This window comes from Streptomyces sp. NPDC089424 (assembly GCF_044749345.1).
Taxonomy (GTDB): Bacteria; Actinomycetota; Actinomycetes; order Streptomycetales; family Streptomycetaceae; genus Streptomyces.
Window position 1 is genome coordinate 116,954 of sequence record NZ_JBIVHU010000010.1, and the last position, 15,512, is coordinate 132,465.

Here is a 15,512-nt window from a genome sequence, read left to right on the forward strand (position 1 = left end):
GATTCAGGCGCTGGTTTCTCACAGACGCCCGGCCGGATCCCGTGGGGGGAATCCGCACCGGGACATGGGAAGGCGCCCTGGTCGTCGGCCCGTGGGGGGACTGACGCACCGGGGCGCCTTCTGTTATGCCCTTGTGGTCGCGTACGGACAGGCCGCCGCGTACCGCCGCGGAGGCGGCCGCCTGCTGTGCGTCAGGCGGCCGCGGCGGATCAGCGCTCCTCGACCGGAACGAAGTCGCGCTCGACGACGCCCGTGTAGATCTGGCGCGGACGGCCGATACGGGACCCCGGCTCCTTGATCATCTCGTGCCACTGGGCGATCCAGCCCGGCAGCCGGCCGAGGGCGAACAGGACCGTGAACATCTCGGTCGGGAAGCCCATGGCCCGGTAGATCAGACCGGTGTAGAAGTCGACGTTCGGGTAGAGCTTGCGCTCGGTGAAGTAGTCGTCGGAGAGCGCGTGCTCCTCCAGCTTCAGCGCGATGTCCAGCAGCTCGTCGGACTTGCCGAGCGCGGACAGCACATCGTGCGCGGCGGCCTTGATGATCTGGGCGCGCGGGTCGAAGTTCTTGTAGACCCGGTGGCCGAAGCCCATCAGGCGGACGCCGTCCTCCTTGTTCTTCACCTTGCGGATGAAGGTGTCGACGTCGCCGCCGGAGTCGCGGATACCCTCCAGCATCTCCAGCACCGACTGGTTGGCGCCACCGTGCAGCGGGCCCCAGAGCGCGTTGATGCCGGCGGAGATCGAGGCGAACATGTTCGCCTGCGAGGAGCCGACCAGGCGGACCGTCGAGGTGGAACAGTTCTGCTCGTGGTCCGCGTGCAGGATCAGCAGCTTGTCCAGCGCGGCGACCACGATCGGGTCGAGCTCGTACTCCTGGGCGGGCACCGAGAAGGTCATGCGCAGGAAGTTCTCGACGTAGCCGAGGTCGTTGCGCGGGTAGACGAACGGGTGTCCGATCGACTTCTTGTACGCGTAGGCCGCGATCGTCGGGAGCTTGGCGAGCAGACGAATGGTGGAGAGGTTGCGCTGACGCTCGTCGAACGGGTTGTGGCTGTCCTGGTAGAAGGTCGAGAGCGCCGAGACGACCGACGACAGCATGGCCATCGGGTGGGCGTCGCGGGGGAAGCCCTTGTAGAAGTTCTTGACGTCCTCATGCAGCAGGGTGTGCCGCGTGATCTCGTCCTTGAAGCCGGTGAGCTGGTCGACGGTCGGCAGCTCACCGTTGATCAGCAGGTACGCCACCTCCAGGAAGGTGGAGCGCTCGGCCAGCTGCTCGATCGGGTAACCGCGGTACCGGAGGATGCCGGCCTCACCGTCGAGATAGGTGATGGCGGATTTGTATGCGGCCGTGTTTCCGTAACCGCTGTCCAGGGTCACGAGACCGGTCTGGGCGCGGAGCTTCCCGATGTCGAAGCCCTTGTCCCCGACGGTGCTGTCGATCACCGGGTAGGTGTACTCGCTGCCGTCGTACCGCAGTACTACAGAGTTGTCGCTCACGTCTTCCCTCACCGACGTAGTGCCTCATCTTCGAGGTGCCCTGACTGTCTCTACCATCCCCCATTTGGCTCAGGAGAGTGCACTCGGGGTCGACCATTGGGCTTATCGGCGGCACTCAGTGCCGCCAACCTGCCATCCTGCCCGCTTGATTCCGCTTCCGGAAGTGCTCTGTGACCTTTGCGACTCATTTGATCGATCATTTTTCGGCCGCGGGCCCGCTCAGGACTCCAGGGTGCCGGAATCGGGCCTCCAGGACCCGGGAGCGAGCCTGAAATCGAGGGCCGTGCAGCGGCGTCCCGCCGACACCGTGCGCACCGCCTGACCGATCGCCTTGCGGGAGCCGACGAGGACGACGAGCCGCTTGGCCCGGGTGACCGCCGTGTAGAGCAGATTGCGTTGCAGCATCATCCAGGCGCCCGTGGTCACCGGGATGACCACCGCCGGATACTCGCTTCCCTGCGAGCGGTGGATGGTCACCGCGTAGGCGTGCGCCAACTCGTCCAGCTCGTCGAAGTCGTAGGGAACCTCCTCGTCCTCGTCCGTCAGCACCGTCAGGCGCTGGTCGACCAGGTCGAGCGCGGTGACCACGCCCACGGTGCCGTTGAAGACACCGTTCTCCCCTTTGTCGTAATTGTTCCTGATCTGGGTCACCTTGTCCCCGACACGGAACACCCGGCCGCCGAACCGCTTCTCCGGCACGTCGGGGCGGGCAGGAGTGACGGCCTGCTGGAGGAGCCCGTTGAGCGTGCCCGCGCCGGCGGGGCCCCGGTGCATGGGGGCGAGCACCTGGACGTCACGGCGGGGGTCCAGCCCGAATCTGGCCGGAATACGACGGGCCGCCACCTCCACCGTGAGCCGCCCGGCGGCCTCCGTGTCGTCCTCGACGAAGAGGAAGAAGTCCTTCATCCCGTCGGTGACCGGGTGGTGCCCGGCATTGATCCGGTGGGCGTTGGTGACCACGCCGGACTGCTGGGCCTGCCGGAAGACGCGGGTGAGCCGGACGGCGGGGATCGGGCCGCCGGCCGCGAGGAGGTCCCGCAGCACCTCGCCCGCGCCGACGCTGGGGAGCTGGTCGACGTCACCGACGAAGAGGAGGTGCGCGCCCGGCGGCACGGCCTTGACGAGCTTGTTGGCGAGCAGCAGGTCCAGCATCGAGGCCTCGTCGACGACCACGAGGTCGGCGTCCAGGGGCCGGTCCTTGTCGTACGCGGCGTCCCCGCCCGGCTTGAGCTCCAGCAGGCGGTGGACGGTGGAGGCCTCGGCTCCGGTGAGTTCCGCGAGCCGTTTGGCGGCACGGCCGGTCGGGGCGGCGAGCACGACCTTGGCCTTCTTGGCGCGGGCCAGTTCCACGATCGAGCGCACCGTGAAGGACTTGCCGCAGCCGGGGCCGCCGGTGAGGACGGCGACCCGTTTCGTCAGCGCCAGCTTGACGGCGGCCTCCTGCTCGGGGGCGAGATCGGCGCCGGTACGGCCCTTCAGCCAGGTCAGCGCCTTGTCCCAGGCGACGTCGTGGAAGCCGGGCATGCGGTCCCGGTCGGTCCGCAGCAGGCGCAGGAGCTGGGCGGAGAGGGAGAGTTCGGCGCGGTGGAAGGGGACCAGGTAGACCGCGGTGACGGGCTCGCCGCCGTCGGGGCCGGGCACGGACTCCCGTACGACTCCGGGGTCCTCGCCGTCCTCGGGGGGTGCCGCGAGCTCGGCGAGGCACTCGATGACGAGGCCGGTGTCGACCTGGAGGAGCTTGACGGCGTCGGCGATCAGGCGTTCCTCGGGCAGATAGCAGTGCCCCTGGTCCGTCGACTGCGACAGGGCGTACTGCAGACCGGCCTTGACGCGCTCCGGGCTGTCGTGGGGGATGCCGACGGACTGGGCGATCTTGTCGGCGGTGAGGAAGCCGATGCCCCAGACGTCGGCGGCGAGGCGGTACGGCTGGTTCTTCACGACGGAGATGGAGGCGTCGCCGTACTTCTTGTAGATGCGCACCGCGATGGAGGTGGACACCTCGACGGTCTGGAGGAAGAGCATGACCTCCTTGATCGCCTTCTGTTCGTCCCAGGCGTCGGCGATCTTCTTCGTCCGTTTGGGGCCGAGGCCGGGGACCTCGATGAGGCGCTTGGGCTCCTCCTCGATGATCTTCAGGGTGTCCAGGCCGAAGTGCTGGGTGATGCGGTCGGCGAAGACCGGGCCGATGCCCTTGACGAGGCCGGAGCCGAGGTAGCGGCGGATGCCCTGGACGGTGGCGGGGAGGACGGTCGTGTAGTTCTCCACGGTGAACTGCTTGCCGTACTGCGAGTGGGAGCCCCATCTCCCCTCCATCCGCAGCGACTCACCCACCTGCGCGCCGAGCAGCGCGCCGACGACGGTGAGGAGGTCGCCCCCGCCTCGTCCGGTGTCGACGCGGGCGACCGTCCAGCCGTTCTCCTCGTTGGCGTACGTGATCCGCTCAAGAACGCCTTCGAGCACGGCGAGCCGCCGCTCGCCGGGTGCGGGTGCGGGTGCCGGGGGCGCCTGGTTGGACATGACCCGACGGTACCGGCGAGGTGTGACAGCGGGGGGCGAGGGCCGGGAAAGGGGACACCGGGCGGCTGCGGCACCTGCTCAGTCGGGCGGAAGCGGTTGACTCCCGCCGGCCTCGAAGAGGTACCGGTACATCTCCGTCAAGTACTCGTAGAGGGTGTTCTCGTCATCGAAGGCGATATCCGTGAGGCCCTCGTAATCACCGACGGTCAGCTCTCTCGCGCGGAGCACATCCTCCAAGCCGCACCGGACCCCACGCACGTACCGCTCGCTGTAGGAATGCAGGGTCGCACGCAACTGACAGGTGGTGTCGTAGGCCTGCTCCAGACTCAAGTACACCTTGACGAACTTCTGAAGCTCCCTCGTCATGAACGCCCTCGCCCCCGGAATGCCGTTCCCTGCCCGTTCACGACGCGAACCGATCCGCCGTGGGTGCTGATCCAGTGGTGGAGGTCGGGGCCCGACAGGGTTCGGGTCCCGGTGGGGTGCGTGAGGGTTGCGGGGCCGAAGACGGAGCCTGATGTGCCGTCCAGCTTCGTGTGCTGGTCGAGGGTCACCTGGAATGCGTTGCCGTCGAAGACGGATCCGCTCAAGTCCGCGGAACGGAAGTCGACGTTCAGCAGCGACGCACCCCCGAACCGGGTTCCCCGGCAACTCGCGCCGAACGCGTCGACATCGCAGAGCGACGCCTTCGTCAGGTCGGCGCCGTCGAGCCTCGCATGCCGCAGGACCGCGTCATCAAGGTTGACGCGTACAAGGGAAGCCCCCGTCAGGTCGGCCCCGGTCAGATCGGCGCCCTGTGCGTCCGATCGGTAGAGGTCAGCGCCGATCAGTCGCACATCTCTCAACCTGGCGTCGGTGAGCCAGGATTCGGAGAGATCCGTGCGGGAGAAGTCCGCTCCGCTCAGGTCCAGGCCGACCGCGTCCAGGGGGCGTCGGGGTGTTTCTATGGGCGCGTGCCTTCCTCGCCCTGGTGCCAGGTCCTGGTCGGTTGGCCCTGTTCGTCCCAGGTGGCGTCCTCCAGGAGCGTCATCCCGTTCTCGGCGAACACCTGCCGCGCCGCGAGCACGCCGTTCGGATGCCATTCCTTGAACTCGCCCACGGGCAGCCCGTCCCGCACCGTTCCCTCCGAACGGAGGGTGCCGTCCTTGTACCACTCACGCGAAGGCCCGTTCTTGTAACCGTCGGCATAGGTGTCGAGACTGACGAGACTCTCGCCGAGATGCTCGGTCACCTCCCCGGTGAACGGTTCTCCCCGGTGGTACAGCCGCTCCGAGTCGTCCATGTCCACGTCGGGGTCGTCGATGTCGATCCGCTGCACGGCTGCCATCAGGGAATCCAATTCTCGTCACTCGGCGGGAAGCCGGTGTATCGGCCATGGGTGCTCGGCACGCCTTCGAGCATATGGTTGCAGTTTGCGCAGAAGGGTGCGGGGCGGCCCGGAAGGCCGGTCTCCTTGTGCTTCATGAACGGGAACTCGACGGAAGCCCGCAACTCGGTGAGCGCCTCCGGGCCGTCCGGCAGGCCGCGCTTGGTGCGCTCCCAGAGCAGCTGGTTCGCCGCCTTCACCTCGGCGTGGCCCAGCGGATGATCCTTGTGCGGCGGCGGGTCGCCGATGGACCCGAACCGTTCCGCGAGCGTCGGGTGCAGCTGCTCGACCGGGATCACGTTGTTGGACCTGCCGTTGATGCCCTCGAAGATCTGACCGGTACGCAGGTCGACCACCGCGCCGACACACTCGCCGGCCTCCTTGCGGGAGAAGGTCTGGGCCTCCTTCGCGTCCCGGTAGGCAGCGCCCCGCTCCCGTGACAAGTCGTCCAGCCACGCGCCGACGGGCCGGTCGTCGATGTGCGTGATCAGCTGGGTCTCCGGATCAACCGTGAGCCGGTGTTCCGGAAGCGTGCCGAAGTCCTTGTCGCCGGCACCGGGGGGCGGCAGGGGGCTGTCGTCCTCGACCCTGATCCCTTCGGGCGTCTCGTCCGTGCGCGGGACTTCGGGCTGATGCTCACCGTGGTTGCCCGGCACGCCGTCCCCGCCGTGGCCGCCAGGGCCCGGATCATGACGGACGCCGTCGTCGGCATGCCCGTTCGCCGGCGCCGGGTGGTCGTGCGAGGGACCGGGCCCGTCGTGCGGCGGAGGAGGACCGTCCTGCGGGGTGCCGGAGGAATGCGTGCCGGAGGGGGGTTCGTGGCTCGCGTGCGGACCCCTGCCGAGGTCGTCGGCGTGGCCGCCTGGCAGGTTGTCGGCGCGTCCGCCGGGGAGGTTGTCGGCCTGGCCTCCGGGGAGGTTGTCGGCGGTGTTGCCGGGGAGGTTGTCGGGGGTGCGGCCGAGGTCGCCGAGGTCGGTGAGGTCGCTGCCGAGGTGGAGGTGTTGGGGTGTGTTGTCGGCGGCGTGGACGGCGCCGGCCATGGCGGGTTCGCGGACGGGGCTGTCGACGCGGGGGAGGTCGGCTCCGTCGCGGGGCATGCCGGGCTGGTCGACGATGTCTGCGGGCCCGTCGTCGGCCTTGCCGAGGACGTTGCCGCTCTCGTCGAGGATGTTGCCCTCGGGGTCGTAGTAGCGGGCCGGGGCACCGTCCTCGGTGGGCAGCTTGACCGAACCCTCAGGCAGCACGGGCGTGTTGTCGGGGAGCTTGACCGCGCCCTCGGGCAGCTCGACCGCGCCCGCCGGGACGGGGGTGCCCTCGGGCAGGCGGACCGCGCCGTTGCCCAGGTCGACCGCGCCCGCCGGGAGCGGGGTGCCCTCGGGCAGCGTGACCGCACCGCCCTCGGGGATCCTGATGCCGCCCGCCGGGATCGTCGCACCCTCCGGCAGACGCACCGCCCCCTCGGGCAGGCGCACCGCGCCCTCGGGCAGCGTGATCGCGCCTTCGGGCAGGCGGGGGATCTCGATGTTGCCGACACCCTTCAGCGCCGCACTGATGTCACCGATCTTCGACAGGCCGGCGCCGGCGCCCTTGGCGATGTAGGTCATCGGGTCGATGACCTTCGCGGTGGTGCCCAGCACCTTCGCGACCGCGCCCGCCTTGCCCGCACCCGACACCGCACCACCCGCACCACCCGTGAACACGGTGGTGAGCACGTTGAAGGTCACCGCCCCCGCCGCCCGGGCCGGGTTCTTGCCCCACTGGTCCCACGCCACCAGCGCCTTGCCCGTCTCCTTCATCGCCGTCCGCGAATCCTTGATCCACGACGGGAGTTTGTCGTCCGGCAGCGTCCAGAACAGGGCACCCACACCCGGAATCGACGACAACGCAAGACCCGTCGCCAACTGCGCCAGACCTTTCCAGGCCTGGCCCATCGCGTCCCAGCCGCCGAACCCGACCAGCGTCCCCAGACCCTTGATCGTGCCCCAGATCCCGTCCACGATCAGGCCGTCCCACACGAACGACTTCACCCAGTGGCCGACCTCGTACCAGTGATGCTTCTCCTCCACCGGGTCACCCCAGGGAAGCTTCGCGTTCTTCATGTCCTCCGCGGAGAACCCGTACTGGTCCTTACGATCCGAACCATCCCCCGCGACCATCTGCGTGCCGCCCCACAAACCGGTGATCCGGTTATGACACGCCCGCTCCGCCGCCCAGAACGCCGCCACCGTCGCCGTGATGTCATCACGCAGCTGATTGTGCTCGCCGACCTTGTCCTCGTCGTACTCCCACTCGTCGTCGTCCTTCACCGACCCGACGAACGTGACCGCCTTCGCCTTCAACTCCTTCAGCTTCGCCACCAGCGGCCGCACCTCCGCCGCATACGACGACAACGCCCCCGACACCTTCTCCAGACCATCCGCGAAACCATCCGCACGGTCCTTCACCGGCTTCGTCGTCGCGAACAACCGCTCAGCCTCCGGCGCCTGATAAAACGCCGACAACCCCTGGAACTGCGAATGCACATCCGAACCGGCGTCACGGACATTGCCCGCGTCCGTCTTCAACGCCGCAAAATCCAGCTCCAACTGCGCCAGATCACCCGTGAACTGAGGAATCTGCTCCGGCTGGATCACGCCGCACCCGCCCCCGGCATATCAAGCTTCGGCGCCTTCAACGTATTACGCTGCGCCTCCGCCGCCATCTCCTGATCACCATTCAGATAGGCGGTCGTGGCGTCGACCACACCCTGCAACGACTTGCCCGCCCGGGCCGCCACGAACTGAAGATCCTTCGACGCACGCTCCGCGTACTGCGACAACGCCAGAGCGACCAGACCACCCTGCGCCTTCTCCCCGCCCTCACCCCCGCCACCCTCCGCGGAGACGGTGCCCGCACTCGAAGCCGCCGACGTCAGGTTGTCACCGAACGACTTCCCCAACTTCTCGAAACCCGACGCGGTCTCCCCCGTCGTCTTCAGCACACCCGAAATACCCTGCGGCTTCAAATCCCACCCGGGCACCACACACCCCCGTACCTAGCAACCAGCGATGAGAGACGAACGACCAGCGATCAGCCGATGTTGTCGACCGCGGACTTCGCCCGCTGCAACGTCGACTGCGCCGTCCCGTCATTCTTCTCCAGCGTCGACTTCAACAACTGGATGATGTTCCGCACCTCCTGCGACGCGTTGTTCCACCGCTGCTCCTTGCCGTGGTACTCATCCGCCACACCATCCGCCGTGAAGTCCGCCATCGCCGCCTTCACCTGCCGATCACGCGCACCGATGACCTCCTCCAAACGGCCGATCACCGTCTGAATGTTCGCCTGCGCATCCGTCGACGCACCCACGTCATACGACCGACGATCCGAACCAGCAGCCATCACACACCACTCCCCGTGAGAAAAAACGAAACGAACCGAAACGAACCGAACCGTGCCCAGGCCCAGAACCAGGCCTAGCGGAAACGCGCCGCGTCGAAGTTCGCCGCCCCCATCTGCTGCCGCGCGTTGTCACCCTGCTCCTGATCACCCGAGCTGAACGCCGACTCCATACCCGACTGACCACCCAAGATCGCCGACAACGAACCGTTCAACGCCGCCGTGATCTCATCCGCACGCGCCTTGAACTGATCGAACATCGCCCGACCCGTACCGTTGAACTTCCCCTCCAACGGCTGCGCCGCCTGCACCAACTGCCGGATCAACGTCCCGAGATCGTCGCTGGAACCCCGCGAATCGCGCATCAGCGACGACAGCGTCTGCGCACCCATGTCGAACTTCATGCAGAACTCGCCTCCCCCATCTCGTGTCCTGACGTGGCCATGCTCTTGCGTCCTTCCATGGTCGTTCACCGTCCGTCGCATCTGCAACCGCATTGCGTCACAGCCCGGCCACAACGGCGGAATATAACGATCCGGCGTCGGTCGCCGCGACCACCCTTGCCAGCCGCCCGTGTAATCGATTCCAATCACCTCTACGCCCATCGATGTAATCGATTCCATGACCACGAGGAGGTGGACCGGCAATGGCGAGCATCAAGGACGTGGCCGCCGCGGCAGGCGTGTCCGTCGCCACGGTCTCGCGGGTGCTGAACGACCATCCGTCGGTCAGCGCGGACGCCCGCACGCGGGTGCTGGCCGCCGTCGAGACGCTGGGCTACCGCCCGAACGCCGTCGCCCGGTCCCTGCGCACCGATCAGACCCACACCCTCGGCCTGGTCATCAGCGACGTGATGAACCCCTACTTCACCGAGCTGGCCCGCTCCGTCGAGGAGGAGGCCAGGGCGCTGGGCTACAGCGTGATCATCGGAAACGCCGACGAGCGGCCCGACCTCCAGGACCACCACGTACGGAACCTGCTGGACCGCCGTATCGACGGCCTCCTCGTGTCCCCGACCGACGGCGGCTCCCCGCTGATGCTGGACGCCGTGCGCGCGGGGACCCCGATGGTCTTCGTGGACCGGTGGATCCCGGGCGTCGACGTGCCCGTGGTGCGGGCGGACGGGCGGGCCGCCGTGCGCGACCTGGTCGCCCACCTCCACGGCCTCGGGCACCGGCGGCTCGCGATCATCGCGGGGCCGGCGGCGACCACGACCGGTCGCGAACGTGTGGACGCCTTCCGTGAGGCCCTCGGCGCCTACGGACTGGACCTGCCGGACGCCTACATAGGCCAGGGCGACTTCCAGGCCGACAGCGGGCGCCGGGTCACCGAGGGCTTCCTCGACCTGCCCGAGCCGCCCGAGGTCGTCTTCGCGGCCGACAACCTGATGGCCCTCGGCGCGCTGGACGCCGTACGCGCACGAGGGCTGCGGGTGCCCGACGACCTCGCGCTCGTCGCCTTCGACGACATCCGGTGGTTCGTGCACACCGATCCGGCGATCACCGCCGTCGCCCAGCCCACCGGCGAGCTGGGGCGGGCCGCCGTGCGCGCGCTGGTCGCCCGGATCGAGGGGCGGCCCGGCGAGTCCGTCACCCTCCCCGCCCGTCTGGTCGTACGCCGGTCGTGCGGCGCGCCGGGCACCGGACCGCTCTCCCCCACCTGACGTTCCCCTCGCTGCCCCCTCCCCCAAGGACGGGCCTCCTCAGTCCCCCCTCAGCCCCTTCAGTCCCCACAGTCCCCTCAGTCCCCGTACGAAGGAGTACGTCGTGAGCGACCCGCATGAGTTGCTGCGTATCGAGGGCATCCGCAAGACCTTCCCCGGCGTGGTGGCGCTCGACGGCGTCGACTTCGATCTGCGCCGCGGGGAGGTGCATGTGCTGCTCGGTGAGAACGGTGCCGGCAAGAGCACGCTGATCAAGATGCTCTCCGGTGCCTACACGCCCGACGCCGGGCGGATCCTCGTGGGCGGTGAGGAGGTGCGCATCGACGGTGCGCAGGACTCCGAGCGCCTCGGGATCGCCACCATCTACCAGGAGTTCAACCTCGTTCCGGACCTGTCCGTCGCCGAGAACATCTTCCTCGGGCGGCAGCCCCGCCGCTTCGGGGTGATCGACCGGAAGCGGATGGAGGCCGACGCCGAGGAGCTGCTGGCGCGCGTGGGTGTGCGGGTGTCCCCCCGCGCCCGGGTGCGCGAACTCGGCATCGCCCGGCTCCAGATGGTCGAGATCGCCAAGGCGCTCAGTCTCGACGCGCGCGTGCTGATCATGGACGAGCCGACCGCCGTCCTGACCACCGAGGAGGTGGAGAAGCTGTTCGCCATCGTGCGGCAGCTGCGCGCGGACGGGGTCGGGGTCGTGTTCATCACGCACCACCTGGAGGAGATCGCCGCTCTCGGGGACCGCGTGACGGTGATCCGGGACGGGAAGAGCGTCGGGCAGGTGCCCGCCTCCACGGGTGAGGACGAGCTCGTACGCCTCATGGTGGGGCGGTCCATCGAGCAGCAGTACCCGCGCGAGCGCGCCGATGCCGGCGCCGCGCTGCTGACCGTCGAGGGACTCACCCGGGACGGCGTCTTCCACGACGTGAGCTTCGAGGTGCGGGCCGGTGAGGTCGTCGGGATCGCGGGGCTCGTCGGGGCCGGCCGTACGGAGGTCGTACGGGCCGTGTTCGGTGCCGACCCCTACGACGAGGGAGCCGTGAAGGTCGCCGGTGCGGCCGTGCGGCGCCATGACGTCGGCGCCGCCATGGCCGCCGGGATCGGGCTGGTGCCCGAGGACCGTAAGGGGCAGGGGCTCGTGCTGGACGCCTCCGTCGAGGAGAACCTCGGGCTCGTGACCCTGCGCTCGGCCACCCGGGCCGGGCTGGTCGATCTCAAGGGGCAGCACGAGTCCGCCGCGCGGATCGCCGGGCAGCTCGGGGTGCGGATGGCCGGCCTCGGGCAGCACGTGCGGACCCTGTCCGGCGGCAACCAGCAGAAGGTCGTCATCGGCAAGTGGCTGCTGGCGGACACCAAGGTGCTGATCCTCGACGAGCCGACGCGCGGTATCGACGTCGGCGCCAAGGTCGAGATCTACCAGCTCATCAACGAACTGACGGCCGCCGGCGCCGCCGTGCTGATGATCTCCAGCGATCTGCCCGAGGTGCTCGGCATGAGCGACCGGGTGCTGGTGATGGCGCAGGGGCGGATCGCCGGCGAACTTCCCGCGGCCGAGGCGACCCAGGACTCCGTGATGGCCCTCGCCGTCAGCACACCCGGCAACACCGACACCGACACCGACACCGATGGAACGGAGGCCTCCCGTGGCCACTGACACGCTCAAGAGCTCCGCGGGCGCGGGTGGCGCCTCCGGCCCCGGCGGACTGCGCCGGCTGCTGCTCGACAACGGGGCGCTCACCGCGCTCATCGTCCTCGTCATCGCGCTGTCGGCGCTGTCCGGGGACTTCCTGACCGCCGACAACCTGCTCAACATCGGCGTCCAGGCCGCCGTCACCGCGATCCTCGCCTTCGGCGTCACCTTCGTGATCGTCTCGGCGGGCATCGACCTGTCGGTGGGTTCGGTCGCGGCGCTGTCGGCCACCGTGCTGGCCTGGAGCGCCACCAGCGAGGGCGTGCCGGTCGTGCTGGCGGTGCTGCTGGCCGTCGCCACGGGTATCGCCTGCGGTCTCGTCAACGGCTTCCTGATCTCGTACGGCAAACTGCCGCCGTTCATCGCGACGCTCGCCATGCTGTCGGTGGCGCGCGGTCTGTCGCTGGTCATCTCGCAGGGCTCGCCCATCGCGTTCCCGGACTCGGTCTCGCACCTCGGCGACACGCTCGGCGGCTGGCTGCCGGTGCCCGTGCTGGTGATGATCGTCATGGGTCTGATCACGGCGTTCGTGCTGGCCCGGACCTACCTCGGGCGGTCGATGTACGCGATCGGCGGCAACGAGGAGGCGGCCCGGCTGTCGGGGCTGCGGGTGAAGAAGCAGAAGCTCGCCATCTACGCGCTGTCCGGCCTGTTCGCGGCCGCGGCGGGCATCGTGCTCGCCTCCAGGCTGTCCTCCGCGCAGCCGCAGGCCGCGCAGGGCTACGAGCTGGACGCCATCGCGGCGGTCGTCATCGGCGGTGCCTCGCTCGCGGGCGGTACCGGCAAGGCGTCCGGCACGCTGATCGGCGCGCTGATCCTCGCGGTGCTGCGCAACGGCCTCAACCTGCTGTCCGTGTCGGCCTTCTGGCAGCAGGTCGTCATCGGTGTGGTGATCGCGCTGGCCGTGCTGCTCGACACCGTGCGGCGCAAGGCGGGCTCGACCCCGGTCGGTGCCGGTGGAGGCGGCGACAAGCGCAAGCAGGCGATCACCTATCTGCTGGCCGCCGTGATCGCGGTGGCGGTGGTCGCGGCGACCTCGCTGCTGCACACCGGGTCCTCCGGCACGCAGAAGAAGGTCGGGCTGTCGCTGTCCACGCTCAACAACCCCTTCTTCGTGCAGATCCGGGCGGGCGCCGAGGCCGAGGCGAAGAAGCTCGGGGTCGACCTCACCGTCACCGACGCGCAGAACGACGCCTCGCAACAGGCCAACCAGTTGCAGAACTTCACCAGCGAGGGTGTCTCCTCGATCGTCGTCAACCCGGTGGACTCGGACGCGGCCGGCCCGTCGGTGCGGGCCGCCAACAAGGCCGACATCCCCGTCGTCGCCGTCGACCGGGGCGTCAACAAGGCGGAGACGGCAGCCCTCGTGGCGTCCGACAACGTCGAGGGCGGCCAGCTGGGCGCCAAGGCGCTCGCCGAGAAGCTCGGCGGCAACGGCACGATCGTGATCCTCCAGGGCCAGGCCGGCACCTCCGCGAGCCGGGAACGCGGTGCGGGCTTCGCGGAGGGGCTGAAGGACTACCCGGGCATCAAGGTGGTCGCCAAGCAGCCGGCCGACTTCGACCGCACCAAGGGCCTCGACGTCATGACGAACCTGCTCCAGGCGCATCCCGACATCAAGGGTGTGTTCGCGGAGAACGACGAGATGGCGCTCGGCGCGATCAAGGCGCTGGGTTCGAAGGCCGGCAAGTCGGTCCAGGTCGTCGGTTTCGACGGCACGCCGGACGGGCTGAAGGCGGTCGAGAACGGGACACTGTTCGCCTCGGTGGCCCAGCAGCCGAAGGAACTCGGCCGGATCGCCGTGGACAACGCCCTGCGGGCGGCCGAGGGCGAGAAGGTGAGTGCGACGGTGAAGGTGCCGGTGAAGGTGATCACGAAGGAGAACGTGGCCGGCTTCGGCGGCTGACGGCCGGGTGCCGGGGCCGTCCGGGCCCCGGCACCCGCGTCCGTCCCACCTCACGCGGGGCAGTCACGTCACTCAGCAGGTACGCGGACCAGGGAGACCTTCATGTACGACTACGACCTCCTGGTCGTCGGGTCGGCCAACGCCGACCTGGTGATCGGCGTCGAGCGGCGGCCCGGCGCCGGGGAGACGGTGCTCGGGTCCGACCTGGCCGTCCACCCGGGCGGCAAGGGCGCCAACCAGGCGGTCGCGGCCGCCCGGCTGGGGGCCCGGACGGCCCTGCTGGCCCGGGTCGGTGACGACGCGTACGGCCGGATGCTGCTCGACTCGCAGCGGGCGGCCGGCGTCGACACGGTCGGCGTGCTGGCCGGCGGTGCCCCGACCGGCGTCGCGCTGATCACCGTGGACCCGTCCGGCGACAACAGCATCGTGGTGTCGCCGGGGGCGAACGGACGGCTCAGGCCCGACGACGTACGGGCGGCGGGAAGCCTGTTCCATGCCTCGCGGGTCGTCTCGGCGCAGCTGGAGATCCCGCTGGAGACGGTCGTGGAGGCGGTCCGGAGCATGGCACCGGGCAGCCGCTTCGTGCTCAACCCCTCGCCGCCGCGCCCGCTGCCCCCCGAGGTGCTGGCGGCGTGCGACCCGCTGATCGTGAACGAGCACGAGGCCAAGGTGATCCTCGGGGACGCCCTGGTGGGCGACGATCCCGCCGGCTGGGCGCGGATCCTGCTGGCGCGCGGGCCGCGTTCGGTGGTCGTGACACTGGGCGCGCAAGGTGCGCTGGTGGCGTCCGCGGAGGGAGTGACCCAGGTGCCCTCGGTGCGGGTCGAGGCGGTCGACACCACCGGTGCGGGCGACGCCTTCACGGCGGCGCTGGCCTGGCGGCTGGGCCAGGGCGACGACCTGGCGCAGGCGGCGGCCTACGCGGCCCGGGTCGGGGCGGCGGCCGTGACGAAGCCGGGTGCGCAGGAGTCGTACCCCACTCCGGACGAGGTGGCCGCGCTGTGAAGAGGGCCGGAATCCTCAACCGCCATCTCGCGGGCGCGCTCGCCGAGTTGGGGCACGGGGACGGGGTGCTGGTGTGCGACGCCGGGATGCCGATACCCGCGGGTCCGCGCGTCGTCGACCTGGCCTTCCGGGCCGGGGTGCCCTCGTTCGCCGAGGTGCTCGACGGGCTGCTGGACGAGCTGGTCGTGGAGGGCGCGACCGCGGCGGCGGAGGTACGGGGAGCCAATCCGGCGGTGGCCGCGCTGCTGGACGGGCGCTTCCCGAAGCTCGGCCTCGTCTCCCACGAGCGCCTCAAGGAGCTGTCGGGGGGCGCGCGATTGGTCGTACGCACCGGGGAGGCGACGCCGTACGCGAACGTGCTGTTGCGCTGCGGGGTGTTCTTCTGAGCACGGGGCGGGCCGCCGGGCACGCGTGGAGGGGGCCGGTCGACGGACCGGCCCCCTCGGCTTTCCCCTCCTGCCAGAACCCCCCGATCCCCCCGGATCCCCCCAGAT

14 protein-coding genes are annotated in these 15,512 nt (G+C 69.5%); 5 read left to right on the forward strand and 9 right to left on the reverse strand.

Annotated elements, in window-relative coordinates; all coding sequences use genetic code 11:
• Window positions 1–209: 209 nt before the first annotated feature.
• The 9 genes from ACIP2X_RS33365 to ACIP2X_RS33405 all read right to left on the reverse strand — a co-directional run bounded on the left by ACIP2X_RS33365 (window position 210) and on the right by ACIP2X_RS33405 (window position 9,164).
• Window positions 210–1,499, reverse strand: coding sequence for a citrate synthase (locus tag ACIP2X_RS33365; RefSeq protein ID WP_401680541.1), 1,290 nt, complete (start codon window positions 1,497–1,499; stop codon window positions 210–212).
• Between the two features lie 219 nt (window positions 1,500–1,718).
• Entirely contained in the window at window positions 1,719–4,016 is a 2,298-nt protein-coding gene (locus ACIP2X_RS33370) for an ATP-dependent RecD-like DNA helicase (RefSeq protein WP_401680544.1), read from the reverse strand.
• A gap of 78 nt (window positions 4,017–4,094) precedes the next feature.
• The gene (locus tag ACIP2X_RS33375) at window positions 4,095–4,382 is read right to left on the reverse strand and encodes a hypothetical protein (RefSeq protein WP_401680547.1); all 288 of its coding nucleotides are present in this window, start codon (window positions 4,380–4,382) and stop codon (window positions 4,095–4,097) included.
• Entirely contained in the window at window positions 4,379–5,023 is a 645-nt protein-coding gene (locus ACIP2X_RS33380) for a pentapeptide repeat-containing protein (protein WP_401681237.1), read from the reverse strand. Before ACIP2X_RS33380 ends, ACIP2X_RS33375 begins: the two co-directional genes overlap by 4 nt.
• Window positions 4,960–5,343 carry a toxin-antitoxin system YwqK family antitoxin gene (locus tag ACIP2X_RS33385; RefSeq protein ID WP_401680549.1) on the reverse strand — a complete coding sequence of 128 codons (384 nt, stop codon included), beginning with the start codon at window positions 5,341–5,343 and terminating at the stop codon, window positions 4,960–4,962. Before ACIP2X_RS33385 ends, ACIP2X_RS33380 begins: the two co-directional genes overlap by 64 nt.
• Window positions 5,343–8,015 (reverse strand): hypothetical protein, encoded by a 2,673-nt coding sequence (locus tag ACIP2X_RS33390; protein ID WP_401680552.1) that lies wholly within the window; start codon window positions 8,013–8,015, stop codon window positions 5,343–5,345. The genes ACIP2X_RS33385 and ACIP2X_RS33390 overlap by 1 nt, the downstream gene beginning before the upstream one ends.
• Window positions 8,012–8,404: a DUF6507 family protein gene (locus ACIP2X_RS33395; protein ID WP_401680555.1), complete on the reverse strand. Its 393-nt coding sequence runs from the start codon at window positions 8,402–8,404 to the stop codon at window positions 8,012–8,014. Before ACIP2X_RS33395 ends, ACIP2X_RS33390 begins: the two co-directional genes overlap by 4 nt.
• Window positions 8,405–8,451: 47 nt before the next feature.
• Window positions 8,452–8,763: a pore-forming ESAT-6 family protein gene (locus ACIP2X_RS33400; protein WP_399896451.1), complete on the reverse strand. Its 312-nt coding sequence runs from the start codon at window positions 8,761–8,763 to the stop codon at window positions 8,452–8,454.
• 74 nt (window positions 8,764–8,837) lie between these two features.
• A complete protein-coding gene (locus ACIP2X_RS33405) occupies window positions 8,838–9,164 on the reverse strand; it encodes a hypothetical protein (protein ID WP_399896454.1) in 327 nt (108 codons plus the stop codon).
• Between the two features lie 242 nt (window positions 9,165–9,406).
• Here ACIP2X_RS33405 and ACIP2X_RS33410 point away from each other — a divergent pair, with 242 nt between their 5' ends.
• The 5 genes from ACIP2X_RS33410 (at window position 9,407) to rbsD (ending at window position 15,404) form a co-directional block, all read left to right on the forward strand.
• A complete protein-coding gene (locus ACIP2X_RS33410) occupies window positions 9,407–10,423 on the forward strand; it encodes a LacI family DNA-binding transcriptional regulator (protein ID WP_401680560.1) in 1,017 nt (338 codons plus the stop codon).
• Window positions 10,424–10,526: 103 nt separating this feature from the next.
• The gene (locus ACIP2X_RS33415) at window positions 10,527–12,071 is read left to right on the forward strand and encodes a sugar ABC transporter ATP-binding protein (protein ID WP_401680563.1); all 1,545 of its coding nucleotides are present in this window, start codon (window positions 10,527–10,529) and stop codon (window positions 12,069–12,071) included.
• Window positions 12,061–14,013: a substrate-binding domain-containing protein gene (locus tag ACIP2X_RS33420; RefSeq protein WP_401680566.1), complete on the forward strand. Its 1,953-nt coding sequence runs from the start codon at window positions 12,061–12,063 to the stop codon at window positions 14,011–14,013. The genes ACIP2X_RS33415 and ACIP2X_RS33420 overlap by 11 nt, the downstream gene beginning before the upstream one ends.
• A gap of 102 nt (window positions 14,014–14,115) precedes the next feature.
• On the forward strand, window positions 14,116–15,018 hold the full coding sequence (locus tag ACIP2X_RS33425; RefSeq protein ID WP_401680569.1) for a ribokinase: 903 nt from the start codon (window positions 14,116–14,118) through the stop codon (window positions 15,016–15,018).
• Entirely contained in the window at window positions 15,015–15,404 is a 390-nt protein-coding gene (rbsD, locus tag ACIP2X_RS33430) for a D-ribose pyranase (protein WP_401680572.1), read from the forward strand. The genes ACIP2X_RS33425 and rbsD overlap by 4 nt, the downstream gene beginning before the upstream one ends.
• Window positions 15,405–15,512: the final 108 nt, after the last annotated feature.

What these genes read in the sequence shown, in the direction of transcription:
- ACIP2X_RS33385 (WP_401680549.1), bottom strand. Translation starts at nt 5,343, where the DNA reads ATGGCAGCCGTGCAGCGGATCGACATCGACGACCCCGACGTGGACATG.
- ACIP2X_RS33370 (WP_401680544.1), bottom strand. Translation starts at nt 4,016, where the DNA reads ATGTCCAACCAGGCGCCCCCGGCACCCGCACCCGCACCCGGCGAGCGG.
- ACIP2X_RS33375 (WP_401680547.1), bottom strand. Translation starts at nt 4,382, where the DNA reads ATGACGAGGGAGCTTCAGAAGTTCGTCAAGGTGTACTTGAGTCTGGAG.
- ACIP2X_RS33400 (WP_399896451.1), bottom strand. Translation starts at nt 8,763, where the DNA reads ATGGCTGCTGGTTCGGATCGTCGGTCGTATGACGTGGGTGCGTCGACG.
- ACIP2X_RS33425 (WP_401680569.1), top strand. Translation starts at nt 14,116, where the DNA reads ATGTACGACTACGACCTCCTGGTCGTCGGGTCGGCCAACGCCGACCTG.
- ACIP2X_RS33405 (WP_399896454.1), bottom strand. Translation starts at nt 9,164, where the DNA reads ATGAAGTTCGACATGGGTGCGCAGACGCTGTCGTCGCTGATGCGCGAT.
- ACIP2X_RS33410 (WP_401680560.1), top strand. Translation starts at nt 9,407, where the DNA reads ATGGCGAGCATCAAGGACGTGGCCGCCGCGGCAGGCGTGTCCGTCGCC.